Origin of the sequence: Flavivirga aquimarina (genome assembly GCF_030540835.1) — a bacterium.
In the GTDB taxonomy this organism is placed as follows: Bacteria; Bacteroidota; Bacteroidia; order Flavobacteriales; family Flavobacteriaceae; genus Flavivirga; species Flavivirga aquimarina.
In genome coordinates this window covers 1-24,739 of sequence record NZ_JAUOEK010000055.1, presented here as the reverse complement: position 1 = coordinate 24,739, position 24,739 = coordinate 1, and the positions used below count along the sequence as shown (strand labels likewise).

The 24,739-nt window shown below is 33.0% G+C and carries 17 protein-coding genes; 6 read left to right on the top strand and 11 right to left on the bottom strand.

What is annotated here, in order from left to right; genetic code table 11:
* Positions 1–33: 33 nt before the first annotated feature.
* Both Q4Q35_RS03245 and bshC read right to left on the bottom strand, forming a co-directional pair.
* Positions 34–1,404 carry a pyridoxal phosphate-dependent decarboxylase family protein gene (locus Q4Q35_RS03245; RefSeq protein WP_303276493.1) on the bottom strand — a complete coding sequence of 457 codons (1,371 nt, stop codon included), beginning with the start codon at positions 1,402–1,404 and terminating at the stop codon, positions 34–36.
* A 110-nt stretch (positions 1,405–1,514) separates the two neighbouring features.
* On the bottom strand, positions 1,515–3,107 hold the full coding sequence (gene bshC, locus Q4Q35_RS03240; protein ID WP_303276492.1) for a bacillithiol biosynthesis cysteine-adding enzyme BshC: 1,593 nt from the start codon (positions 3,105–3,107) through the stop codon (positions 1,515–1,517).
* 307 nt (positions 3,108–3,414) lie between these two features.
* Between bshC and Q4Q35_RS03235 the strand changes: the two genes are divergently transcribed.
* The 3 genes from Q4Q35_RS03235 (at position 3,415) to Q4Q35_RS03225 (ending at position 8,392) form a co-directional block, all read left to right on the top strand.
* Entirely contained in the window at positions 3,415–4,944 is a 1,530-nt protein-coding gene (locus tag Q4Q35_RS03235; protein WP_303276491.1) for a PhoX family protein, read from the top strand.
* A gap of 4 nt (positions 4,945–4,948) precedes the next feature.
* Positions 4,949–6,757, top strand: a complete 1,809-nt coding sequence (locus Q4Q35_RS03230) for a cytochrome-c peroxidase (protein ID WP_303276490.1) — start codon at positions 4,949–4,951, stop codon at positions 6,755–6,757.
* A gap of 336 nt (positions 6,758–7,093) precedes the next feature.
* Complete coding sequence (locus Q4Q35_RS03225) at positions 7,094–8,392, top strand: carboxypeptidase-like regulatory domain-containing protein (protein WP_303276489.1); 1,299 nt, start codon at positions 7,094–7,096, stop codon at positions 8,390–8,392.
* Positions 8,393–8,494: 102 nt separating this feature from the next.
* On the opposite strand, the gene Q4Q35_RS03220 is transcribed toward Q4Q35_RS03225, so the two are convergent.
* The 3 genes from Q4Q35_RS03220 to Q4Q35_RS03210 are packed head-to-tail and all read right to left on the bottom strand — an operon-like array spanning position 8,495 to position 11,651.
* Positions 8,495–10,495 (bottom strand): hypothetical protein, encoded by a 2,001-nt coding sequence (locus Q4Q35_RS03220; protein WP_303276488.1) that lies wholly within the window; start codon positions 10,493–10,495, stop codon positions 8,495–8,497.
* Between the two features lie 12 nt (positions 10,496–10,507).
* The gene (locus Q4Q35_RS03215; protein ID WP_303276487.1) at positions 10,508–11,152 is read right to left on the bottom strand and encodes an outer membrane protein; all 645 of its coding nucleotides are present in this window, start codon (positions 11,150–11,152) and stop codon (positions 10,508–10,510) included.
* A 1-nt stretch (position 11,153) separates the two neighbouring features.
* Positions 11,154–11,651, bottom strand: coding sequence for a T9SS type A sorting domain-containing protein (locus Q4Q35_RS03210; RefSeq protein ID WP_303276486.1), 498 nt, complete (start codon positions 11,649–11,651; stop codon positions 11,154–11,156).
* Positions 11,652–11,963: 312 nt separating this feature from the next.
* Between Q4Q35_RS03210 and Q4Q35_RS03205 the strand changes: the two genes are divergently transcribed.
* Entirely contained in the window at positions 11,964–13,082 is a 1,119-nt protein-coding gene (locus tag Q4Q35_RS03205) for a hypothetical protein (protein ID WP_303276485.1), read from the top strand.
* Between the two features lie 495 nt (positions 13,083–13,577).
* Here Q4Q35_RS03205 and Q4Q35_RS03200 read toward each other — a convergent pair whose 3' ends face one another.
* The 4 genes from Q4Q35_RS03200 to Q4Q35_RS03185 all read right to left on the bottom strand — a co-directional run bounded on the left by Q4Q35_RS03200 (position 13,578) and on the right by Q4Q35_RS03185 (position 19,322).
* On the bottom strand, positions 13,578–16,229 hold the full coding sequence (locus Q4Q35_RS03200; RefSeq protein ID WP_303276484.1) for a DNA gyrase/topoisomerase IV subunit A: 2,652 nt from the start codon (positions 16,227–16,229) through the stop codon (positions 13,578–13,580).
* A 29-nt stretch (positions 16,230–16,258) separates the two neighbouring features.
* Complete coding sequence (locus Q4Q35_RS03195; RefSeq protein WP_303276483.1) at positions 16,259–16,438, bottom strand: hypothetical protein; 180 nt, start codon at positions 16,436–16,438, stop codon at positions 16,259–16,261.
* A 2-nt stretch (positions 16,439–16,440) separates the two neighbouring features.
* Positions 16,441–18,300, bottom strand: coding sequence for a DNA topoisomerase IV subunit B (locus tag Q4Q35_RS03190; RefSeq protein ID WP_303276482.1), 1,860 nt, complete (start codon positions 18,298–18,300; stop codon positions 16,441–16,443).
* Positions 18,301–18,410: 110 nt separating this feature from the next.
* On the bottom strand, positions 18,411–19,322 hold the full coding sequence (locus Q4Q35_RS03185) for a DMT family transporter (RefSeq protein WP_303276481.1): 912 nt from the start codon (positions 19,320–19,322) through the stop codon (positions 18,411–18,413).
* A 334-nt stretch (positions 19,323–19,656) separates the two neighbouring features.
* On the opposite strand from Q4Q35_RS03185, the gene Q4Q35_RS03180 reads away from it, so the two are divergent.
* A complete protein-coding gene (locus Q4Q35_RS03180) occupies positions 19,657–20,946 on the top strand; it encodes a transglutaminase domain-containing protein (RefSeq protein WP_303276480.1) in 1,290 nt (429 codons plus the stop codon).
* A 46-nt stretch (positions 20,947–20,992) separates the two neighbouring features.
* Here Q4Q35_RS03180 and Q4Q35_RS03175 read toward each other — a convergent pair whose 3' ends face one another.
* Entirely contained in the window at positions 20,993–21,448 is a 456-nt protein-coding gene (locus tag Q4Q35_RS03175) for an SRPBCC family protein (protein WP_303276479.1), read from the bottom strand.
* Between the two features lie 175 nt (positions 21,449–21,623).
* Positions 21,624–22,718 carry a redox-regulated ATPase YchF gene (gene ychF / locus Q4Q35_RS03170; RefSeq protein WP_303276478.1) on the bottom strand — a complete coding sequence of 365 codons (1,095 nt, stop codon included), beginning with the start codon at positions 22,716–22,718 and terminating at the stop codon, positions 21,624–21,626.
* A 316-nt stretch (positions 22,719–23,034) separates the two neighbouring features.
* Here ychF and Q4Q35_RS03165 point away from each other — a divergent pair, with 316 nt between their 5' ends.
* Positions 23,035–24,510, top strand: coding sequence for a carboxypeptidase-like regulatory domain-containing protein (locus tag Q4Q35_RS03165; protein WP_303276477.1), 1,476 nt, complete (start codon positions 23,035–23,037; stop codon positions 24,508–24,510).
* Positions 24,511–24,739: the final 229 nt, after the last annotated feature.

Genomic DNA, 24,739 nt, shown 5'->3' with positions numbered 1-24,739 from the left:
TGACGAATTATGACTATCGATTTTTTTAAAATTTTATAACATAGAATCTAAAATCATCTTGATATCCTTTTCTGTTGTATCGGGGTTTATAAAACAGAAACGCGAAACAGTCTCAAAAGTATCACCTTGCTTCCATTTTGTCGGAGTTACTAATGCAAAGCCTTTCCTATGGTTTTCGTATGTCCACTGCGTATAATCTTCCGGCTTCCAACCTATTCTTCTATATAATACACAAGACAAGCTTGGTTCTCTAACTAATTCTACATGGGAGTTTTCGGTGATCATCTTTCCTGCTATTTGAGCTAGTTCTATACCGCGCTCTACAGCTTCTTTATAACTATCTGTACCATGGGTTGCTAAAGAAAACCACAAAGGTAACCCTCTTACTCGTCGTGTTAATTGTATTTGGTAATCGGTTGGATTAAAACCATGCGAACCTTCGTCTTTAAAAATCTCTAAATAAGAGCCTTCTTGAGAATGGGCTTTTTTAGCCAAATCAGGATTTTTATAAATCACCGCTCCACAGTCATAAGGTGAGAACATCCACTTATGGGGATCTATGGTAATACTATCGGCTCTTTCAATACCATTAAACAAATGTCTTACAGAATCTGCAGCTAAAGCACCACCTCCGTAAGCAGCATCGATATGAAACCAAAGGTTTTCCTTTTCACAGATAGCGGCTATCCCATCTAAATCATCAATAATTCCTGCATTAGTAGTACCTCCGGTTGCTACAACAGCAAATAAGCTTTTGCGTTGATGGTCTGTTAAAGAATCTATACATTCTTTTAATTCATTACCATGTAACACATCTTCGGTATCCACCAACAACACATCAACATCGGCAACTTTAGCCATTGCTTTAATTGAAGAATGCGCCCCAATAGAAGTTATTATCAAACCTTTTTCGCCTTTAAAAGCATCATCTTCGCGCCAGTGTTCTCTTGCTGTAACAATTGCCGATAAGTTTGCGGCAGTACCACCACTAGTAAACACCCCAAAGGCGCCTTCTGGTAATCCGGTTAAAGAAACTATCCACGACATGGCTTCGTTTTCACAAAAAATGCCACCAGCACCTTCCATCCAATAAGCACCATGAATACTTGAAGCTGAAGTTACCAAATCGAACATAATGGCCGCTCTTGTTGGGGATGCAGGAACAAATGCTAAATGACGTGGGTGATCTACTGGCACACTAGCCTTTGATAAGTATTTCTTCCACATTTTAAATGCATATTCACCTCCAACTCCTTCCCGCGTAACTGTTTCTCCTACTAATGCTTTTAATTCTTCTGCTTTTTGGGGCTTCCCTATTTTGCTTTTGGTGGCCGAAACTCTACCTATGGTGTATTTCATGACATCCATAGTCATTTCAACTAAATCTATATCTATTTTATGCATTGCTGTATTTTTAAATAACCGCCTGCAAAGTTATGATTATCTAAATAAAAAGATTGAAATTATAAGAATCTTTTAACTATAAAAATCCAATTATTTTAATCTGAGAACTTTTATAGTGTTAGAATAGAAAACTCCCCTTTTAAAGGTTTTAAATTTTCAATAAGATTGGGAATAAGCGATTCGCCGTATTGTAAATAAAATTCAGAAAAATTGGTGTTACGTTCTTGCAAACTACCATTAGGAAACAATTCGTTTTGAAGTTCTGTCATTCTAGAAACTTGGTCTGATAAAACTTTCTTTTGTGCTTTAAGTAATCGTTTTTCAAGTTTATCAAGTCCTTTTAACTGTTTTGCTTCTTGGGCTTTTACTGCCCCCAAAAAAGACTTGTCAGTTTGTTCTGCCAGTTTATACAAGCCTTCAAATTGCTGTTTTAAGGCTTCTTCTTGTGGTGAGAAATCAATATCAATATTAGATATTTCTCTTACCTTTTTATTGATAAACGCATCTCGCTTTAAGAAGATATCTTCTTTTGAAATATTTAAGCTTTTTAATTTTTTTTGCTGATTTTCAGTTTTAATTAAAACCGAATTACGTAATAACAAGATTGGAAAAGGAACCTCAACTTTATTGAAAAATTTCTTTAGTTGAAACCAATAAGCCAACTCGCCACCTCCCCCAATATAACAAAGGTTTGGCAAAATAACTTCTTGATACAACGGACGCATAATCACATTCGGTGAAAACCGCTCCGGCACCTCATAGAGGTGTTTTAGTATCTCACTCTTACTCCATGAGATATTGGTGTTTAAGACCTTATAAACTTCATCTTCAAAAACGATACGTTCTCTTAAACCCTCTGTTAAATAAAACAAATTGATTTCCCTCGGGTTAACTTGAATATTATATACTCTAGAAAGTTCTTGATTAGTTTCTGAAACAGATTTAAATGATGTTTGGTTCAACAATTCATCTTCTACAAAAGGCGCAAATTGCTTTTTTAAATTGGCATCATTCGCATCAATAATTACTAAACCATAATCTTTAAATAGTTCGTTAGCAAGATAACGTGTAGCATCTGCTAAATTAGTATGGTTTATATAAGCATTATTAAATAAGTTTCTTAAAAAATCGGCGTTTTTACTTGCTCCTAATTCTTTTGAGTATAAATTAAACACATCGTCTAAACCTTCTAGCGATAATTCTCCAACGGCACCTTTAGAGTCCCTGTTCCATTGTACCTTCTTACCTTTAAAATTGAAATAATTGATTTCTTCAAAATCATGATCCTCTGTCGCCATCCAATAAACCGGTACAAAATGATATGTTGGGTATGCCTCTTTTAATTCTTTACAAAGATTAATAGTAGATATTATTTTATATAAAAAGTATAAAGGACCTGTAAATAAATTTAGCTGATGCCCGGTAGTAATTGTAAACGTGTTTTCTTGAGTTAAAGCATCTATGTTTTTATGCGTTAAATCTGATGCATCAATATCGTTATATTGTTGTTTTAAACTATCAACCAAAATAGTTCTGGACTGCGCACTAACAGACAGACTTTTTTCTTCTATCTGGCTTTTAAAATTCTCAAGCTTTGGAAAGTGGTGATAAAACGCCTTTAATTCTGGTTTCTCATTAAGATAATCGCAAATTAATGAGGAAAAATAGCCTGTTTTTTTAAATGAGATACAGTCTGATGGCATAAGTAATATTGAAAATTAAGAATGTAAAGATACAGATATTCAATTTCGAAATTCTAAAAAATTCGTTAAGAGTTTATACTTATCCCTGTTGTTTCACTAGTCTTTTTAATTTAAAAAACATAACAAAAAGACCTAACTTAATTAACAGATAATATTAACTCTATTCTGTTAATATTCGTATAATCTTATTAACCTTACTATAACTCTAAGTTAATAAAACAACATTATTTACTTAACAGATTTTACGTGATCTAACAATAGTTTTGAAACCAAAATAATAACCACTAAAAATTATAATATTTAGATTATGAAAAAATTACTTAAACTTTTTTTATTACTTGTAGCTATAACAACTACAAGCTTAACAGTAATAAGCTGTGACATTGAAGATGGAAAAAATGGCGTTAACGGTGTTAACGGTGAAGATGGTACTGACGGTGAAAATGGAGAAAATGGAGAAGATGGCCAAGACGCTTCTGTTTTTTTAACTTCATCTAAAACTCCAAACTTTCTTAAAGTAACTAATGATTTTGTAGGATTAAAAATCACTCCTATTTTATCTTCAGAAGATATAATTCCTAATTCACCAGACTTTGTTTACGGTTCTATGGCTGATGGTGCTGGCTTATTGGCAGAAGATGATGGCACATTTACATTAATTAATAATATTGAAGCTGATTATTCTATTGCTAGAATTACATTGAACGAAAATTTAAGACCTACCTCTGGGGAATATATCTTAAATGCTCAAGCCACTGCTGAAACTGCTCAATGTTCTGGTTCTATGATTACACCTAATGAACATGGATTTGGTCCGTTATACCTTTCTGGTGGTGAATGGGGTGGTGCCTCAAAAGGTGTTTTTGTTACAGATCCTTATAAAGAAGCTTCTGCTGCAGGTTCTGCAACTATGTTACCAGCTCTGGGACAATGGTCAACAGAAAATGCAGTAGCTATTCACCAAGATGCTTACGCTGGTAAAACAGTTGTTTTTATTGGAGATGATCATAGTGATGATTTAGTTCCTTCTGGTCATTTAGGTATGTATGTTGGAGATCAAGGAGATTTATCTGGCGGTCAATTATATGGTTTAAAAGTTACTACTAATGGTGTCGATTATGAAATGGATATGGATGAAGGTGTTGATTATGACGCTGAGTTTGTTGCTTTAGATGAAACCGAAATTAATGCTTTAGATACAGAATGTAAAGCGAAAGGTGTTATGGGCTTCTCTCGTTTGGAAGATATCGATTGGCGAAGAGGTTCTGCTGCTAACAATAGAGAAATTTATTTTGCTGTTACCGGTCGTGACAAAGCTGATTTAGTAGGCAAAGGAACAATTTCTGGACGTATTTATAAAGTGACTTTAAATGACACAGACCCTACTGGAGCTGCAAAAATTACTTGTGTCTTAGATGGTGATGTAGTTGGCGGTACTGCCGAAGAGTTTTTGTCTCCAGATAATATTTTAGTAACAGAAAACTATGCCTATATTCAAGAAGACCCTGCCATTTCCGGAACTGGTAATAAATCACACTATGCAAGATTATACCAGTATAATTTAAATACCGGGGTGTTAAAAGTTGTTGCAGAATGTGATCAATTAGGAGCAGAAACTAAAGGGTATGGCGTTTCTACGAGTAGATGGGAAATTACAGGAATGATCGATGTTACAGAAATTGTTAACAACGGAAAAAACACATTCTTAGCAATGACTCAAAACCATGGGTGGGAACCTGCAGATGGTACCTCTTTTACAGATCCGTTGGCTAACCCTGATTTAGCAAATAGAAAGCAAGGTTCAGTTTTACACATGATTACAGGATTAGAAAGATAAAAAAATGACTCTAAAAATATTTAGTCAAGCTAAGACATACCTTTGTGTATGTCTTTTGCTTTTAATTGTAGCATCTTGTAATAATAAAAATGATGCCCACAAGACAACTAACCAAGCTACTAAAAAAATTGAAAATCTATACGTTCATTTTCTTACTAATGCAATTAAAAATTTAGATAGTATTGAAGGGAAGTCTATAAAAGAACAAAAAAAATATTATGCTTTAGCTAGAAAAAACTTCAAGTTATTAGAACCCATTTTAGCTTATACAGATAAAAATAATTATAAAACCTTAAACGCACCCAATATTACTATTGTAAAAGGTGAAGTGAGTTTCGACACCAAAGTTTTAAACCCTATTGGTTTTCAGGTCATAGAAGAAACTTTGTATGAAGAACCGTTAGACACCATTGCTTTAAGGCATACAGTAAGTATTACTAGTGGTAGATTAAAGTTAATTAAGAAAAATCTTTTACTAAAATTAAAAGACTACCATATAATTTGGTTGCTTAGAGATCAATTGGCCAGAATTGCAACTACAGGCATTACTGGTTTTGATTCGCCGGTTTTAAACCAGTCGCTACTAGAAAGTAGTTATACTTATCAAACCGTTATCGATATTTTAAAATATCATGAAGCCAACTTCACATCTAAAGAGTTACTAGATACATTCATTACATTAGTAAAAAAAGCACAAGAAGCTTTACAACACGATTTTGACACTTTTGATAGGTTTGAATTTATAAAAAACCATATTCATCCACAATTAGAAACATTAGTGAACATACAAAAGGATTGGAACGTTAAGTTTCCTTTTGAAATGGCATTGTCTAACAACGTCACGTCACTTTTTTCTAAAGAAACTATAAATCAAGATTATTTTACAGATTATTTAAGTGATACCATACAGTTACAAAAGAAAATAGATTTAGGCAAAGAATTGTTTAATGACACATCACTTTCTAAAGATTATACTATGGCTTGTGCCACCTGCCATGTTAAAGATTTAGCGTTTACCGATGGAAGGAAAACCTTTGATAATCGGCAAACAAGAAACACACCTACCGTTACCTACAGTGCATATCAAAGAGCTTTTTTTATGGATGCCAGAGCGGGAAGTTTAGAAGGACAAATAGTAGGCGTAGTAAAAAATCACAACGAATTTAATATCTCTATGGATACTATCATAAATCGTTTAATGAAAAATGAAACGTATAAAGAAAAAATAGCTACTTTGTATAATAATAAAAGAGTTGATTTTAATATCCGCCATGCAATTGCATCATATATAAGAACTTTAAATACGTTCGATTCTAAGTTTGATAGAAACATAAGAGGTGAAGAAAATACTCTAACTGCTCAAGAAAAACTAGGGTTTAATTTATTTACAGGAAAAGCTTTATGTGCAACGTGTCATTTTGCACCAGTTTTTAACGGAACCGTTCCTCCTTATTTTAAAGACACCGAATTAGAATTTATAGGAGTACCTGCAACAACAGACACAATTAATCCAAAAATTTCTCCAGATTTAGGACGCTATAACTTGTTTAAAACAGAAGAGCGTAAACATTTTTTTAAAACTCCTACTGTTAGAAACATAGCAAAAACAGCTCCGTATATGCATAATGGTGTGTATAACACTTTGGAAGAAGTCATGGAGTTTTATAATAAAGGAGGCGGTGCAGGTTTAGGCATTGAAAATGAATATCAAACCTTACCTTTTGATAATTTACAATTGTCTGAAGCAGAAATACAAGCTATTATCACTTTTATGAAAACACTCACCGATGATAATATATCTGAAAAGCACTAAATAGTATCATAGATAATAAAAAGTAAAATATTTAAAATAAAATCACTTTAAGTTTCGAAAAAATTATGAAGCGTACCAATAATTATTTTTTCTGATTATCCGTTTTGTGTCATAACAATGTTTTTTGGCGTCATGCTGAACTCGTTTCAGCATGACAGTGGGCTTTATGATTGATTACGGACATTCAATTTATTTTTTAATCAAATTATAAATAATTACTTACTAAAGTAAAAATAACATCGACTAACTGTTTATGTAAAGTGTTAAAAAATAGATTAGTAACGATTATTTTTACTTTTTTTTGTATCTTAATTCGATTTAAATGTATTTATAATTATGAAAAATAGTATACCCCTAACTTTAAGAGCCTTAACTATTCTGTTTATTTTCAGTCTTTTTTTTATAAATGTAGAAGCACAAGAAAATCAACCCGTAAAAGAAATTAAAGGTTTAGTTATTGACCAAAAAACTAAAGATATTTTAGTTTTTTCAGACATTGTTATTACTAATTCCAATATTAGTACTGTAACTAACACAGATGGCGAATTTCTTTTAAAAATACCACATGACCTATTAGAAGGCACTTTAGTTATTTCTCACTTAGGCTATGAAAAGAAGGAAATTAAAATTTCAGACTTAGAAAATAAGGTAAAAATAGATTTAACACCAGCCATTACAGAATTAGCAGCTATTGAAATTGATACTTACAAAGATGCTAAAGCACTTTTAGAAGCGGTTCTTAAAAACAAAAGTTTGTTATACAATAATGATAATACATTAATGACAGCTTTTTATAGAGAAACCATTAAAAAGAGAAAAAGAAATGCATCACTATCTGAAGCTGTTGTACAAATACATAAACGTCCATATAATAGTCAAAAGAAGGATGCTATAGAGCTTATTAAATCTAGAAAAAAAACAGATTACACTAAGCTTGATACCCTTGCCGTAAAATTACAAGGAGGTCCTTTTAGTAATTTATACACAGACATTATAAAGTACCCGGAATATATTTTTACTCAAGAAGATATTCCTCTTTACGATTTTAGTTTTGGTAAATCAACTCAAATAAATCAAAATTTAGTTTATGTCATTAATTTTAAACAAAAGCCAAACGTTATCACTCCATTATACTATGGTAAACTTTATGTTGATGCTAAAACCTTAGCCCTTACAAACGCTGTTTACAGTTTAAATGCGGAAAACAAGAAGGAAACCAGTAAAATGTATGTACGTAAAAAACCTGGAGCAGCACAAGTTTACCCAACAGAAGCTACTTATAGGGTAAATTACAGAACTAAAAATGGCAGATGGCAGTATGCATACAGTAATATTTCATTAACCTTTAAAGTGAATTGGAAAAGAAAATTGTTTAACAATGTCTATACGCTCAATAGCGAAATGGCTGTTACAGATTGGCGTATTAAAGATGCAGATATTGAAAGACCTAGAAATAAAATGATGCGACCAACTACTATCTTAGTTGACGCTACTTCTGGTTTTACCGATCCTAAATTTTGGGGTGTATATAATATTATAGAACCAGAAAAATCAATAGAATCTGCTATAAAGAAAATAAAAAAGCAATTATCAAAAAAAGCTAAAGAAGAGAAGCAAGCGAATAAAAAAGTATAAGGCTTCGTTTCCTTTTCTATTTACGACTTATAAAAAAACCTTTTCTTTTTATTTTAAGAAAAGGTTTTTATTTATTTAGCTCTAAAAAATGCCGTAATAATATTATTTCTTTAAAGCATTCGGATATCTTTTTTCAAGAGATTCCCAAAGTGATGGTAAATAATTTCCTGAATGCATGTCTTTTAAAATTTTCTTAGGGTTTTCGAAAAAATCCTTGATTTCCGGGTATTTCGATAAATCGATTCCTGCTTTTTCAAAATGGGCTCTCAAGGGAGATACTTTTTCTTCGAATATATAGCCATATTCTTCTAACCATTCATCAAACTCTACTTCACTGAACCGTTTTGCTGTTTTATTACTCTTTTGCTGTTTTGCTGATAAAGGAGATAATGCATGTGTTTGATTTACTTGTTCTCCTTCTCTTTTTTCTTTACTTTCATCATTGTTTTCTGGTTCCTCATTATCAACTTCCTCTTGATTTAACATTGCCAAAACTTGTTGCATTTGGGTTTTGAGTTTGGCAATTTCTTCTCCTTGCTTAGCTACTTTTTCTGAGATGTCATTCGCATTTATCCCTATAGCTACATTGATTTCATTGGCATGTTCTCCTTTTGATTCCTCCCAAGCTACTCCTAATATATTACGATAATCCAATACCCCCATTTCTTCGGTGCTTTTGGCTATTCCTAATCCGTCACCATTCCCTGATGGCAATATATAATCTCCTATTTTTACTTTTCCTATTACACGCACTGGTACTTGACCTAAAAATGCCACCTTCTCATAATATACCAAGTCATCTCTCTTTTTAGAGTTACCAAGAACTATCGGGTTTGTTGATATGACCATGATATGATCTACATTATCAGTTTGCTTACTTATATATCCACCTTTTACGCCTACTATTTCTCCTGGGTAAAATTGCTCTGTCCTAGACTTTTTAGGTAACCACTCTGCATAATCTGCCCCACCTGTTTTGAAAGATACGCCTACATTATTCTCTGCATTTAGAACTAGTTCTATTAGATTCGCATAAGCATTGGCTCCTTCCACTCCCATAACTATTGCTTCTGCAAAGTCTAATTGTCCTGCACAAGCTACTCCTTCTGCTAATACAAAAAGCTCTTCGGCTAATGCCTGTGCTGCATCCCATATATAGCGAAAGCTATTTTGTAATTCACTTAATGTCTGCCCTTCTACAGCACCATGTTCTCCAGAAGCATCAGAAAATGTAATAAAGTTTTTGGTACTATTACGTCCTCCATTAACATCAATCCATATACCTTGATTTCCTCCTCTTACTTCCAATGGGTAAGATGTTGAGGCTCCTTGCCCACCAGTAAGTGGTACATCAATAACAACACGTCCGTTTAAATTTGAATTTTGGGCTACCGTAATATTTTGAAAATTACCATCTTGAAACGTGGATGTTCCCTGTACTATTAAATCTCCCGAAAGATTTGTTGTAGCACCATTATTTACAAATAAATTATTATTTAAATTGGTGATACCGTCTACTGTTAAATCTGCATATAGTTGTGTATCACCTCCTACTTCTAAAGGACCATCAAATGCGACCAGACCATCTACTGTTAAATCGCCTGTTAAGTAAGTTGGACTTTGATTATTTACTGTGAAATTGCTGTTTAAATTTGTATCTCCATCTACATCTAACGTAGAAGTGGCAACAATTTCACGATGTCTTACATACGGAATATAGGTTAACTCTTGGTAACTAAATTCTACCATGCCGTCTCCGTTATTCAAATCTATTTCTACTCTTAAATATTTTGAATTATTCCAATAAACCTGATCGAATGCCCCTATTAACGGTGTCCCTTTTCCTATTACCAAGTTAATCATACCATAAGGGTCGGTTGTCGTGTTATGCGTTTCTTGATATTCTTCACTACCAGTATCATCTACAATAGTAAACCTAACTTGTAAATCTGTATTTGGTAAATTATTTGCTGGTATATCTACACCCGGAATTTCTTGTGGGTTATTGTCAATAATCACAGCTTGGTAGGTAATACCATCTGTTTGAGAAAAGCCTAAAAAATAAAAAAAGGCGACTATTAGAGTTAAAACTATTCTTTTCATAAGTTCAATGGTTTAAAAATCGCAATCACAATTTGGTAAGTTTATAATAAAACCAATTCCAAATTGATGTGTGTTTAAGTTTAATTTTTCTGCACTTATTCCGCTATTAAGCAGAACTGTTTTTCCGTAAGTATAATTTGCAAAAATGGCTGTATTATTAGAAATAGGATATTGCACCCCAAAACTTCCTTTTAAAGAAAATATGGTGTTGTTAAATTCATCTTCGCCAACCAAATTGTATACTTGATTATTTATGGTTTGATTTCCTCTAATTAAAAACTCTGTAGCTATACCTCCCTTTGCATAAAAAGTAAAATCCCGTAATTGGAACAAACGTATATCTAAACCTGCATTAAGCCCTAAATAGCTAACATCCCACTCAAAATAATTATCTAATCTATTATCACTACCTATAGCACCATAACCAGCATACGAAGCACCTATAGATAAAAACAGTGTTTTATCGCTATTTATATTATCTCTATATCCTATACCTATATAAGATTTAGATTGTGATAAAAGATTATCTAAAGATTCTCCTTGCGAATTTTTATAGTCGAAAGATGAAACGGTAGTCCCATATTCCATATAAAATTGTTGGCTAAATCCTGAAATACTTGATATTAAAATGAGGCTAATTAGTAATTGTCTCTTCATATTAACGCTTAATGATTTTTGATTTTAGCACTTTAGACCGCATACGTATATGAACTAAGTAACTACCAATAGTTAAGTGACTTAAATTTAAAGTAATCAATTGCAGGGGGTCATACTGTTGACTTAAAATAATTCTTCCTAAAACATCTCTAATTGTAACTTGTAATATATCTATAACAGGTTCCTTAAATTTAATTTGTACTTCTGAAGAATATGGATTAGGAAAAATAACTGCTTTAAAATCTGTATTAAAACCATTAACAACTATAGAAGCAGAAACCGGTTGTATATATCCTTGCCTTAAAGAATGGTTATTAGCATTAAAAGTATTAATAATACTAGCCTGTCCAATACTTTCAATAATATAGTAACTTTTATTATCTGCGAAAACTACATGCGAAGATCCTTGACTTGCCAAAGTTTGTTTTCTTAACACCTGAGCATTACTCAAATGAAAAACACATACAAAAACAATAAAAAACAAGTATTTTTTTGGCATAGTAAATGGTTAAAACGCGGCCAAAATAAATTGCAACTCACTATAAAGCAAATAAATACTTCAACATGCACATTTAGTCTACAAAATTATTTTTTGGTTCAAAATTCTGACATAAATCACATAAAACTCAAAAAAACAATAGCATTTACTATTTATACACGCCATCTAAAACCTTATATTAAAGAATAAATCATCCACTCAATTCTGGTATAATAACAGTATTTACACCAAAACTAACTGTAAGTCAAAATTATAAAGCATAATCTAAAAACAGTCTTGCCAACGTATATACGTTTTTAACATATATCGCAGATGAAAAACTTAACCTACAAAATCATCAAGAGTATATTAACTATAACTCTTGTTTTCACTTTTACCAATTGTTCCAAAGAAAATGATACTCATTTGGATACTATTCACAATCCACTTGAAAATCCAGAAAACGGCCCTGCTGCCGGAAACCCAGACGGTGATTCACCCATTCCTGTTGAAGCTAGCTTAGAAGATGTTACAAATCCTGATATTGTTATAGGAGATGGTACACCAGAAAGTTGCACCTGTGAAGCTGTTGTAAATGCTGTAGCTCAGGGCGGAAAAATAGTATTTGATTGTGGACCAGACCCACATACTATTGTTATGGATGAAACCGCAAAAGTATTTAATAATGCCAATCCCGATGTTATTATTGATGGTGGTGGACTCATTACATTAAGTGGTAATGGAAACACACGTATTTTATATATGAATACTTGCGATCCCGATCAAGTGTGGACAACAGAGCATTGTCAAAACCAGGATCATCCAAGACTAACTGTACAGAATATAACATTTGCAGATGGTAATTCTACCTCTGAAACCGAATACGATGGTGGTGGTGCTATATGGGTTCGCGGTGGACGATTTAAAGTAGTAAATTCTCGTTTCTTTAATAATGTTTGTCAAAGTACCGGCCCCGATGTTGGTGGTGGTGCTATTCGTGTTTTTAGTCAGTATAACGATCAACCTGTCTATATTGTAAATACTACTTTTGGTGGTGACGATGGTTATGGCAATGTTGGTTCTAATGGAGGTGCTTTAAGTAGTATTGGTGTGTCCTGGACAGTTATAAACAGCTTCTTTTCACATAATAGTGCTATTGGTAATGGAGGAAACCCTGCAATATCTGGTACCCCAGGAGGTGGTAGTGGTGGTGCTATTTATAATGATGGCAATACGATGACTTTAACTATACTTGGAACACGCATTGAAGAAAACGAGGTAAACGCTTTTGGGTCATCTATTTTCTTTGTTAGTAATGACCATTCTGGAAATATCATTATCGATAATTCAACCATACAAAATAACATAGGTGGATCTTGGTATCCTGTTTATCCTAGTATTTCTATGCATTCAGATACACCGATAGCGGTGACAAATTCGGTTATTGAATAGTGTTTGTTACGAACTAACTGAATGTTAGACAATAGAAAATCAGATATTGGATTTTAGATACTTAAATGTATTACTAATACCTGATTTTCTTTATCATTCTAAGGAGCGCTAAAGCGAGACGTGAGAATCTGTTTAATTCAAAACTGCCCTTAACTTTTACCTATATCACTTTGCAAAGCAAAGAATGAAGTAAACAATGTTATCTTTTAACCTTTTCCTCCTTCTCAGATTTAATATAGAGTAGGTTTCACCTAAATGATGCGATATCTCAATCGTGCCTCATTTCGATATGACTAGGAATTCCTATTTGACTATTTTGTATCACCTGAGGACTGCCAAAGCAAGACATGAGAAGCTGTTTGTTATTTACTCCTTTTATATTTTAGTTCTTGATAAGCAGATTGTCACGGTCGTCCCAATAGTTCCCGATAGTTATCGGGACGGGACTCCCACACAATGACTGTTATTTTTAGATTTAAACGACAATTAAACTATCTAAAACAAGGTTACCTGCCCTTCGTCTTCTCCGTTAGCATCATCATCTTTAGATAATTTAATATCCTTTTCGGAAGTTTCACCTGAGACTTCGGTTTCATCAACAACCTCTATATCTTCTGCATGTACTTCTTCTGGAGCTTCATAAGGTAAGGGGTCTAATAAATTAACCTGGTTTACTTTACCTCTTGTTAACTGGTTCCCTAAAGCAGCGACACCTTTAATAGAAATAAATTCTTCAAGGTTTATTTCTAAATTGGCTTTTCTATCTTTTCCTCGTTCTTTTGCAAATACAACTTCTGCCATAGGTTTCCAATCTGTAGATACAATTTCTAACTGTGAATTAGGATGATCTGAAATAAATGATTCTTCCCTTAATTCATTTTCAATTAAAAAACGTTTTACGTAATAAAGTTCTTTTTCGCCATTATAATAAATAGCAGATATAGGTTTTTTAGGAACCCATTTTTCCATAACAATCATATTGCTATCAAAATGCATGGTAACTTCCGGTGTTACTGTTTTAACAATTCCGGATTGGTTAATAATAAGCAATTTGTCTTCGCCTCTAAATTCTCCAATTAGTTCACCCCTGCCATCTACGTTTAAACGCTGTACAGCATCATCAAACCATATTTTACGTGGTTTTAATGTAGAAACGCCTTTTTCTTTTAATTCAACTCGTTTTATAGTGTATTTGGTCACTAAATTTCCTTTAGATACTCTACCTTTTATAAGTATATCTGCAAAATTAATGTCCCATTTTAACTTCTTAATACTACCGGCTTGTCGTAATAATATGGTAATAACTTCGGCTTCTCCGTTCGGATTAGCAGAGAAATAAAGCACTGAAGATCCTTTATTCCCATTAGTTAAATCGTACTCCCTATCTCTTGTTACACCAGTAACAGCAAACCTTTTTATGTATGAAGGTCCGCTTTTACCATCTCGATAAATTAAATTATAAATAGTGCGTTTGTCCTTCTTTTTAAAGACAGCCACATGCATAATATCTTTACCTATAAAGGTTTTTGTATCTACTTTAGTAACCACCATTTTACCGGCTTTTGTAAATACGATAATATCATCTATATCGCTACAGTCTCCAACATATTCATCACGTCTAAGTGATGTTCCTATAAAGCCTTCTGCCCTATTAACATAGAGTTTCGTGTTTCTTATAACTACTTTAGTGGCATCTACATCATCAAAAGTGCGAATCTCTGTTTTACGCTCTCTTCCTTCGCCGTACTCTTTCTTTAATCTTTTAAAATATGCAATAGTATAATCAATAAGATTTGCTAAATGATGCTTTATTTCAGCTATTTGCTCTTCTAAAGCTTCTATTTTTTGTTGTGCTTTATCTATATCGAATTTTGAGATACGCTTTATTCGAATCTCCGTTAATCTAACAATATCTTCTTCTGTAACAGCACGTTTTAAATGCTTTGTATGTGGTTTCAAACCTTTGTCAATAGCACTTATAACACCTTCCCAGGTTTCTTCCTCTTCTATGTCTCGGTAAATCCTGTTTTCAATAAAAATACGTTCTAAACTTGCAAAATGCCATTGCTCTTCAAACTCTCCTAGTTTAATTTCAAGTTCACTTTTTAGAAGCTGAACTGTATTATCTGTAGAGCGACGTAACATTTCGGAAACCCCAATAAATAAAGGTTTATTGTCTTCAATAACACATCCTAAAGGTGAAATAGACGATTCGCAACTGGTAAATGCATACAGAGCATCAATGGTTTTATCTGGTGACAATCCAGAAGGTAGGTGTACTAAAATTTCAACTTCTGCTGCTGTATTATCCTCTATTTTTTTAACTTTTATTTTCCCCTTATCATTGGCTTTTAAAATAGAGTCTATAAGCGATGATGTTGTTGTAGCATATGGAATTTCTGTGATGACAAGTGTGTTTTTATCTAACTGAGAAATTTTAGCGCGCACCCGTACCTTACCTCCTCGTAATCCATCATTATAGTTAGAAAAATCGGCAATACCTGCTGTTGGAAAATCTGGTAATATGGTAAATCGCTTTCCTTGTAAATGCTTAATCGAAGCCTCTATAAGTTCGATAAAATTATGTGGTAATATTTTTGTTGACAGTCCTACCGCGATACCCTCACCTCCTTGTGCTAACAACAAAGGAAACATAACGGGTAAATTAACAGGCTCTTTACGCCTGCCATCATAACTGGCTTGCCACTCGGTAATTTTGGGGTTATATACAACATCCAACCCAAATTTAGAAATACGGGCTTCGATATAACGAGATGCTGCGGCACTATCTCCTGTTAAAATATTTCCCCAGTTTCCCTGTGTGTCTATTAATAAATCTTTCTGACCAATTTGCACCATCGCATCTGCAATACTAGCATCACCATGTGGGTGGTATTGCATGGTATGACCAACTATGTTTGCCACTTTATTGTAACGCCCATCATCCAAATCTTTCATAGAATGCATGATACGGCGTTGTACTGGTTTAAAACCATCTTCAATAGCTGGTACAGCTCGCTCTAAAATAACATAGGATGCGTAATCTAGAAACCAATCTTTATACATTCCCGTAACCCGGGTAATGGTTTCTTGAGACTCATCTTGTTCATTAATTAAATCATCGTTAGGGTCTTCGTCTTCAATCATGCTATATATCGGTTCTTAGTAGGAGAATCTTATTTCTTATTTTTTCTAAGTTGTTTTATACCAAAAATGATTAATAGTACCATTATCAAAATTCCCAGATAAGCAGTACTATTATTCTTGTAACTCAAATCATTATAATCAACTTTAAAAAGCCATGCGACTAATAAAATGGCAGAAATTATAGTAATTCCTAATCGTGCTTTATACATAGTTAATTCGCTTCTTCAATTAAATCCATTTCAACTTTCAGGTTTTCGATGATAAACTCTTGCCGCGTTGGTGTGTTCTTGCCCATATAGAAAGACAATAATTCTTCTATAGACATATTATCGTCCAACATAATAGGGTCTAATCGAATATCGTCACCTATAAAATGTTTAAACTCATCTGGTGAGATTTCACCCAATCCTTTAAATCGGGTTATCTCTGGTTTTGGTTTTAATTTATTAATGGCATTTATACGTTCTTCTTCTGAATAGCAATAAATGGTTTCTTTTTTATTTCTCACACGAAACAAAGGTGTTTGCAATATATACAAGTGGCCTTCTTTGATGACTTCTGGGAAAAATTGAAGAAAAAATGTGATTAACAGCAAACGTATATGCATCCCATCTACATCGGCATCGGTAGCAATAACGACATTATTATAACGCAGATCTTCTAAAGATTCTTCAATATTTAAAGCTGCTTGTAAGAGGTTAAACTCTTCGTTTTCGTAAACAATTTTCTTGCTTAATCCGTAACAGTTTAATGGTTTTCCTTTTAAACTAAAAACGGCCTGTGTATTAACATCACGCGACTTTGTGATACTTCCGGAAGCCGAATCTCCCTCGGTAATAAATAAGGTCGTTTCTAAATTACGTCCATTTTTTGTATCACCAAAATGAACTCTACAATCGCGTAATTTTTTATTATGCAGACTGGCTTTTTTGGCACGGTCTTTCGCTAATTTTCTTATACCAGAAAGTTCCTTGCGCTCTCTTTCTGCCTGTAATATTTTACGTTGAATGGCTTCTGCCGTATCTTGATTTTTATGTAAAAAATTATCTAAATGTCTTTTTACAAAGTCGTTTATATAGGTTCGAACGGTTGGCAAATCGCCTCCCATATCGGTAGAGCCTAATTTTGTTTTCGTCTGACTTTCAAAAACAGGCTCCATAACTTTAATTGCTATGGCACTTACTACAGATTTTCTAATATCGGAAGCATCATAATTTTTACCATAAAACTCTCGAAGCGTCTTAACTAGTGCTTCTCTAAAAGCATTTAAATGCGTTCCTCCCTGTGTGGTGTTTTGTCCGTTTACAAAAGAATGATACTCTTCGCTATATTGGGTTTTACTATGTGTTAACGCCACTTCTATATCGTCGCCTCTTAGGTGAACAATAGGATATAGCCTATCTGTCTCATTAATATTTTCGCTTAACAGATCTTTTAATCCGTTCTCACTAAAATATTTTTCGCCATTGAAAACTATGGTTAATCCCGGATTTAAATACACATAGTTTTTAAGCATCTTAACGATATACTCATTTCTAAATTTATAGTTTTTAAAAATGATTTCGTCCGGTATAAAAGATACTTTTGTTCCTTTTCTTCTCGAAGTATCTTCTAATAACTCTTTATTAATGAGATTACCTTTCTCGAACTCCGCAGAAGCAGATTTGTTATCTCTTGTAGATTCTACTCTAAAAAATGATGACAGAGCATTTACGGCCTTTGTACCTACTCCATTTAATCCTACAGATTTTTTAAATGCTTTAGAGTCATACTTACCACCTGTATTCATTTTAGAAACCACATCGACCACTTTTCCCAAAGGAATACCACGTCCATAATCGCGAACGGTAACTTTGGTACTTTGAATGGATATTTCGATGGTTTTTCCGGCTCCCATAACATACTCATCGATAGAGTTATCTAAAACCTCTTTTAATAAGATATAAATACCATCATCTGGAGACGATCCATCTCCAAGTTTACCAATATACATCCCCGGACGCATGCGAATATGTTCTTTCCAGTCGAGTGAGCGTATATTATCTTCAGTATAATTGGATTCTTGGGCCATAGAATTAAGCAAAATGTTACGATAGAATGCTAATATAAGACAACGTTCTAAAAAATAAAACCTCCGTTACACAAAGTAATTAACAATATATAACTGTTTTTGTTGAGAACCTATTCTTTTACTTTTGACTTGTTTGAAGACACCAACAAAATGCCTCCTATAACTACCAGAGCACCAAAAAATTGTAATAGGGTTAGTGATTCATTTAAAAAAACTGATGCCAATATAATGGTAGAAATTGGTCCAATTCCTGCTATGATTGCAAAATTCGACGAACTGATCATTTTTATAGAAGCCGATACTAAAAATGATGGAATCACAGTTGCAAAAACAGCAATTAGAAAACCAATAAAATAGACTTCCCATGAAAAACTAAATAGATCAACTTGACTTATTATACTATAATGAATAAATACGCATACACATGAAATAATCATAGCGTATGCTGTAAATTTCATAACCCCGAATTTAGGAATTAACCAACCGCTCCCAACCAAATATGAGGCATATGTTATTGCACTAAGTAAAATGAAAATACCACCTATATAGGTATCATTTCCAGAAATGGCAACCTCATCCCAAAAAGCAATAACAATCCCTAAATAAGTTAAGGCAATAGCACCTGCTTGAATTTTAGTGATTGGCTGCTTTAAAAAGAATCTATTTAAAAGAATAACCATGGTAGGGTATAAAAATAAAATGATACGTTCTAAACTTGCTTTTATATAGGTAAGCCCTATAAAGTCGAAATAACTTGCCAGGTAATATCCAACAAATCCAAAAAAAACAACCCAGACATAATCTTTATTTTTTATAGCTATATCGCTGTTTTTATTTCGATATAAATAGGCGATAGCAACATAAAAGGGAAAAGAAAATAACATTCTAAGAAGCAAAAGACTAATCACATCAACCTTGTATTGATAGGCTAATTTTACCATTACCGCTTTCGAGGAAAACAGAACAATTCCCAATATTCCCAATACGATGCCGTATATAAACGTTTTTGTTGTTTGTTTCATAAAACGAATATATAAGAAGTGGATTTAAACAATTTTTGCCTTACTAAAACAATACGATGTCCAGAGTATACTTTAAAAGAATCTTACATCCAATTATTATGTTTTTTTATATATTGCAGCACCAGAATACCTATTCTCATATCGAACTCGTTTAAACTTTTTGGATTTAAGCGAAAATTAGAAGTTTTTAGTTCTGTTGAAGGCTTTTTTGAGTTGCATATCAGAGCTATGGAAGGAAAAAAAGACAAAAACAGAGTTGAAAACAGCAATTTTTTAGCAAATTGAAAAAGTTTAAACGAGTTCATCATAAATAAAGCCCTTTAAATACAACCAAATGAAAAAAATATTTTTTCTTCTTATCACTTTCTTTTTAGTTATAGCTTGTCAATCAAAATACCATGATATTCCAGACACCTATCACTCACTTTTAGATGCTGCGCTTATAAAAGCCAATGCTAATGCTCCGGAAATTTTAAAAGTATTAACCGATGCCCCTAAAAATCAAAAAGAAGGTTTAGCTTTTCTTATTAGTTATATGCCAGAAAGAGATTTAACAACCTTATCTGCTTCTTTTCTTTTAGAAAATGCAGCGTATGCCTATAAAGCAAGAGAAAAATATCCTTGGTGCAAAGCCTTACCAGATTCTATCTTTTTTAATGAAGTGCTGCCCTATACAAATGTTGCTGAAACACGAGACCCATGGCGAAAAGATTTTTACGAACGTTTTTCAAAATATGTCGAAGATAAAACCAGTTTAAAGGATGCTATTTTGGCTATTGCAAAACCTATTAAAAATGAGGTGAATGTTGAATACAATGTGAAACGTTCTATCGTAGATTCTAGTCCAAAAGAAGCTATGGCAGAAAATATGGCAACTTGTACGGGCTTATCTATTATTTTAACGGATGCGTTTCGTTCTGTAGGGATTCCATCAAGATTAGCCGGAACGCCTATGTGGACTAATATGAAAGGTAACCATACTTGGGCTGAAGTTTTTATTGATAATGAATGGAAATTTATAGAATATTATCCCGAAGACCTTAATAAAGCCTGGTTTTTAGCTAATGCTGGAAAAGCAGACCCTAATAACCCATTGCATTGGATTTATGCGGTTTCTTACAAGCCAACAGGTCAGTATTATTATGCGGGACGGGCTGTAAAACATTTAATGTACAAAATGGATACGACCAACATTCCTCCTAAATTAAGAAAAAGATATACACGTGCTAAAGAAAAATATGATGTAAATGACAAACCTTATATCTATGGTGTAAACGTAACACAGCGGTATATAGATTTATATGAAAAGTCTTTGGAAAACAGTAAACTTGCCGATGATGAACTAATAACAAGTTTTGCGATATTTAAAGACAATAATCTTGCGAATAGTGATTCGAGATTAGACTGTCGTGTTGAAGTTTTTAAGGATGATAAAAGGGTTAATTTTGGGTATTCTCCAAGTGCTACGGATGATATGAATAAGTTTTTAAAAATAAAACTAAAAAAGAATACTGATTATAAGGTTATGGTTAGTCATATTAAAAACAATATCGAGCAGTCTTTTTCAATAAAAACCGATGATACTCCTTCTCAGGAATTTAAATTGATATTGGGTGTGGAATAGTGTTCAGTTGGCAGTGTTCGGTGTTCTGTAAGCAGTGGATACTGGATTAAAAAATAGCTTCTGCCTTCTCTTTTAAAAACATATTTCTCGTTTTTAAGAGGTTGTACACATATTTTTTAAGAAATAGCCAGTCTACAAATTGACCAAGAATTCCAAAAGGCGATTTATAAAAGAACTTATCTATCATTATAGTTTTATCTCTACTTTTTTTGAAATGATGTTCATGACGAAATGATTTAAAAGCTCCAGATACCATTTCATCTACAAAAAAGCTTGGAGATTTAAGCTCAGTGATTTTAGAAGTAAGTTTTTGTTTAATCCCAAAATGAACTGCTTCCCAAGTAACCCATTCTCCTAGCTCGATTAAACCAGATGTTTTTCCTGCTATAGCTTTTTCATTGGAATGCTTTAATGATTCTTTATGGAAATCAATATTCCGTGATAAATCGAAACAAATCTTAATATCTGCATTAATTTTGGTTTCGATTATTATTACTGGCATGGGAAATTAAGTTTAATAACAGATTCTTACACTTAAAAAAGCCCAGAATGAATGTTCCTGAAATTACTGTTCTGTGTTCAGTTAACAGTGTTCGGTGTTCAGTAAGTAGAAGGGCTAGTCTATGGTCATTGGTCAAAAACAACTCCTAACTTCCTGCTTCTAACTCTCAAAAAACCTATACGTTAAATAGGAAGTGCATCACATCGCCATCTTTAACAATGTAATTTTTACCTTCTACCCGCATTTTTCCGGCCTCTTTCACTTTTGCTTCACTACCAAAAGAGACATAATCATCATAAGCAATCACCTCGGCACGAATAAAGCCTTTTTCAAAATCGGTATGTATTACACCTGCTGCTTGTGGCGCACTGGCTCCTATATCTACTGTCCAAGCACGAACTTCTTTTACTCCTGCTGTAAAATAGGTTTGCTGATTTAATAATTTGTAAGCAGAACGAATTAATTTGGCAGATCCCGGTTCTTCCAGTCCTATATCTTGTAAGAACATTTGGCGTTCCTCATAATCATCCAATTCATTAATATCTGCTTCTGTACCAACAGCCAATACTAAAACCTCAGCTTTTTCGTCTTTTACAGCTTCTTTTACTTCTTCTACATAAGTATTACCAGAAACGGCAGCTCCTTCATCTACGTTACAAACATACATAACGGGTTTATCGGTAATAAACTGAGATGGTTTCACAAAATCTCTGTAATCATCTTCACTAAATTCTAAAGCACGAACCGATGTTCCTGCCTCTAAACCTGCTTTTATGGTTAATAGTACCGCTTCTTCTTTTTGTGCGTCTTTATTTCCGGTTTTAGCGGCTCGTTTTACTTTATCTAACTTCTTTTCTGCTGTTTCCAGATCTTTAAGTTGTAATTCCATATCGATAGTTTCCTTATCTCGTATTGGATTTACATTTCCATCGACATGTACAATATTATCGTTATCAAAACAACGCAATACGTGTAGAATAGCATCGGTTTCCCTAATATTTGCTAAAAACTGGTTCCCTAACCCTTCTCCTTTACTCGCTCCTTTCACCAATCCGGCAATATCTACAATCTCTACGGTAGCTGGTTGTACTCGCTCTGGATTAACTAACTCTTCTAATTTTTCTAAACGTGGATCTGGTACATTTACAACCCCAATATTAGGTTCTATTGTACAAAACGGAAAGTTTGCACTTTGCGCTTTGGCATTTGATAAACAATTAAATAACGTTGACTTTCCTACGTTTGGTAATCCTACAATTCCTGCTTTCATAATCCTATTCTTGGCTCTTTCCTTAGGAAAGTGCGTATATGGGTTATTTTAATTAATATTTATAACTATCATTTAACTCCGTTTATAATTTAAGAATTAAAAGGATGTTATATTTAGCGAGTGCAAAGATATATTATATTATGAGTATTTTATAATTTTATATTATGAACTCATAATTTCTTTAAGCATTATTTTAATGAATATTTTTCTTACGATTTAATATATGTTTACTTTTGAGTAAATAAATAAATTTTATTGAAATTTTACATGTAACATTATTGTAGTCTAATCGTTTATTTTATGTAACCTGTCAGCTATGAAAAAAATAATCTTACTTACTATTTTCTTATTGATCGGCTTTTATGTTAATTCTCAAAACATTACAGCTAGATTAGTCGATAATAAAGATAAAACTCCCATACCGTATGCCACAATAAAAACAGGTAAATATAGCGGTGTTATTTCTAACGAAGAAGGCTACTTTAGTTTGAATTTAGAAGATATTCAAAACAAAACCGTTACGATTTCCTGTATGGGATATCAAAACAAAGAGCTTAATACAGATGCTATTAAAGCTTTAAAGTTTATAATTCCGCTGGAAGCTGCCATTAACCAACTTAATGAAGTTTATGTTAGCAACAGAAGGCCAAATGTCGATTCTATTATTACCAGAGTAAATGCTAAGCTTGATAAAAACTACAATATCAACCTTCATAAATACGATGTCTTTTATAGAAGTACTGATTATGCTGATTTTAAAAGTTTGGACTTTGATATTGAAAAGGCTTCTCATGTAAGTTCTAAAAACATGGCGAAAGCTAATAAAAGTATGGACTCGCTCTCAAATCATATTATATCTAGTAATATCATTCATTTTTCCGACTTTAAGGGGACATTAATGAGTTTGGATGGAGATAGCAGCAAACTAGTCGTTAATAAAGCCACTAAACTTTTTGACCATAAGAATGATTTTTCTATCGATGCTGTACAGGAAAAAGCACAAGCTTTAACTTTAAAGTATATTGATACCATGAAAACCTATAAGGTAAAAACGGGATTATTTAAAGTTACAGATTCATTATCAATTAGAAATCAGGATTTTAAAGAAAAGATGAAAAACGAATATGATGTATCTTTTCTAAATAACACAACGGGATCGCTATTACGTAATGCCATGTTTACCAGTAATTCTTTTTTAAGAAACGTTTTAAATTCCAAATTATACGATTATACATATATAGATGCCGCTTTTAATAATGGTAACCTCACCTATATTATAGGTTATAAACCCAGAAAAAGCAAGGCCAAATACACAGGCACATTATACATTTCGGATGAAGATTATGCTGTTACCAAAGTAGATTATAAATATTACGGGTCGAGATACGGTAAAAAGGTGAACTTAAAACTAGTATTGGGAGTCAAGTTTATTGAAAATGTTAGCGAGGGTATGTGTATCTATGAAAAAAACAGTGAGGATACATACCAACCTAAATATATTAAAAGAACAAAGGGTGTCTATTTTTACGTAAACAGAGGTTTAAAGTTTATTGAAAATAGCCCGCAAAAAAATAAGATTGGTATGGACTTTAACATTGAAGGGAATACCCGCAATAAAGAGGAATTACTTTTTACCGATTCTAGTGATATCACTTTAGAAACGTTTGCTGCAATAAAACAGGAAAAAATGGTACCGTTTACCTTGTTAAATACTTTTGAAAAATCTACATGGCAAAACGAAGAAACTTTAGAACCTTTACAAGAAATGAAACACTTTGGAAGTAGCGACTAAGTTTTATTAGAAATTAAATTACACTTGGGTTTTGTGTAACACTATTTTTAGGACGAGACAAATTCTATAACTAAACCACTCCTATGGACTGGAAGTCCATAGGTTCGTTTTGGCAGACTGAAAGTCTGCTTCGTGAAATATGGTAAAACTGAATTCGTGTGAATTCGTGAAACCTGCCAGCCGGCAGGCTGGTTCGTGTCAAAAGTTTTTAGAAGCTGAAAGCGACATA

What these genes read in the sequence shown, in the direction of transcription:
- bshC (WP_303276492.1), bottom strand. Translation starts at nt 3,107, where the DNA reads ATGCCATCAGACTGTATCTCATTTAAAAAAACAGGCTATTTTTCCTCA.
- Q4Q35_RS03205 (WP_303276485.1), top strand. Translation starts at nt 11,964, where the DNA reads ATGAAAAACTTAACCTACAAAATCATCAAGAGTATATTAACTATAACT.
- Q4Q35_RS03245 (WP_303276493.1), bottom strand. Translation starts at nt 1,404, where the DNA reads ATGCATAAAATAGATATAGATTTAGTTGAAATGACTATGGATGTCATG.
- Q4Q35_RS03180 (WP_303276480.1), top strand. Translation starts at nt 19,657, where the DNA reads ATGAAAAAAATATTTTTTCTTCTTATCACTTTCTTTTTAGTTATAGCT.
- Q4Q35_RS03185 (WP_303276481.1), bottom strand. Translation starts at nt 19,322, where the DNA reads ATGAAACAAACAACAAAAACGTTTATATACGGCATCGTATTGGGAATA.
- Q4Q35_RS03220 (WP_303276488.1), bottom strand. Translation starts at nt 10,495, where the DNA reads ATGAAAAGAATAGTTTTAACTCTAATAGTCGCCTTTTTTTATTTTTTA.
- ychF (WP_303276478.1), bottom strand. Translation starts at nt 22,718, where the DNA reads ATGAAAGCAGGAATTGTAGGATTACCAAACGTAGGAAAGTCAACGTTA.
- Q4Q35_RS03190 (WP_303276482.1), bottom strand. Translation starts at nt 18,300, where the DNA reads ATGGCCCAAGAATCCAATTATACTGAAGATAATATACGCTCACTCGAC.
- Q4Q35_RS03235 (WP_303276491.1), top strand. Translation starts at nt 3,415, where the DNA reads ATGAAAAAATTACTTAAACTTTTTTTATTACTTGTAGCTATAACAACT.
- Q4Q35_RS03195 (WP_303276483.1), bottom strand. Translation starts at nt 16,438, where the DNA reads ATGTATAAAGCACGATTAGGAATTACTATAATTTCTGCCATTTTATTA.
- Q4Q35_RS03200 (WP_303276484.1), bottom strand. Translation starts at nt 16,229, where the DNA reads ATGATTGAAGACGAAGACCCTAACGATGATTTAATTAATGAACAAGAT.
- Q4Q35_RS03165 (WP_303276477.1), top strand. Translation starts at nt 23,035, where the DNA reads ATGAAAAAAATAATCTTACTTACTATTTTCTTATTGATCGGCTTTTAT.
- Q4Q35_RS03230 (WP_303276490.1), top strand. Translation starts at nt 4,949, where the DNA reads ATGACTCTAAAAATATTTAGTCAAGCTAAGACATACCTTTGTGTATGT.
- Q4Q35_RS03225 (WP_303276489.1), top strand. Translation starts at nt 7,094, where the DNA reads ATGAAAAATAGTATACCCCTAACTTTAAGAGCCTTAACTATTCTGTTT.
- Q4Q35_RS03210 (WP_303276486.1), bottom strand. Translation starts at nt 11,651, where the DNA reads ATGCCAAAAAAATACTTGTTTTTTATTGTTTTTGTATGTGTTTTTCAT.
- Q4Q35_RS03175 (WP_303276479.1), bottom strand. Translation starts at nt 21,448, where the DNA reads ATGCCAGTAATAATAATCGAAACCAAAATTAATGCAGATATTAAGATT.
- Q4Q35_RS03215 (WP_303276487.1), bottom strand. Translation starts at nt 11,152, where the DNA reads ATGAAGAGACAATTACTAATTAGCCTCATTTTAATATCAAGTATTTCA.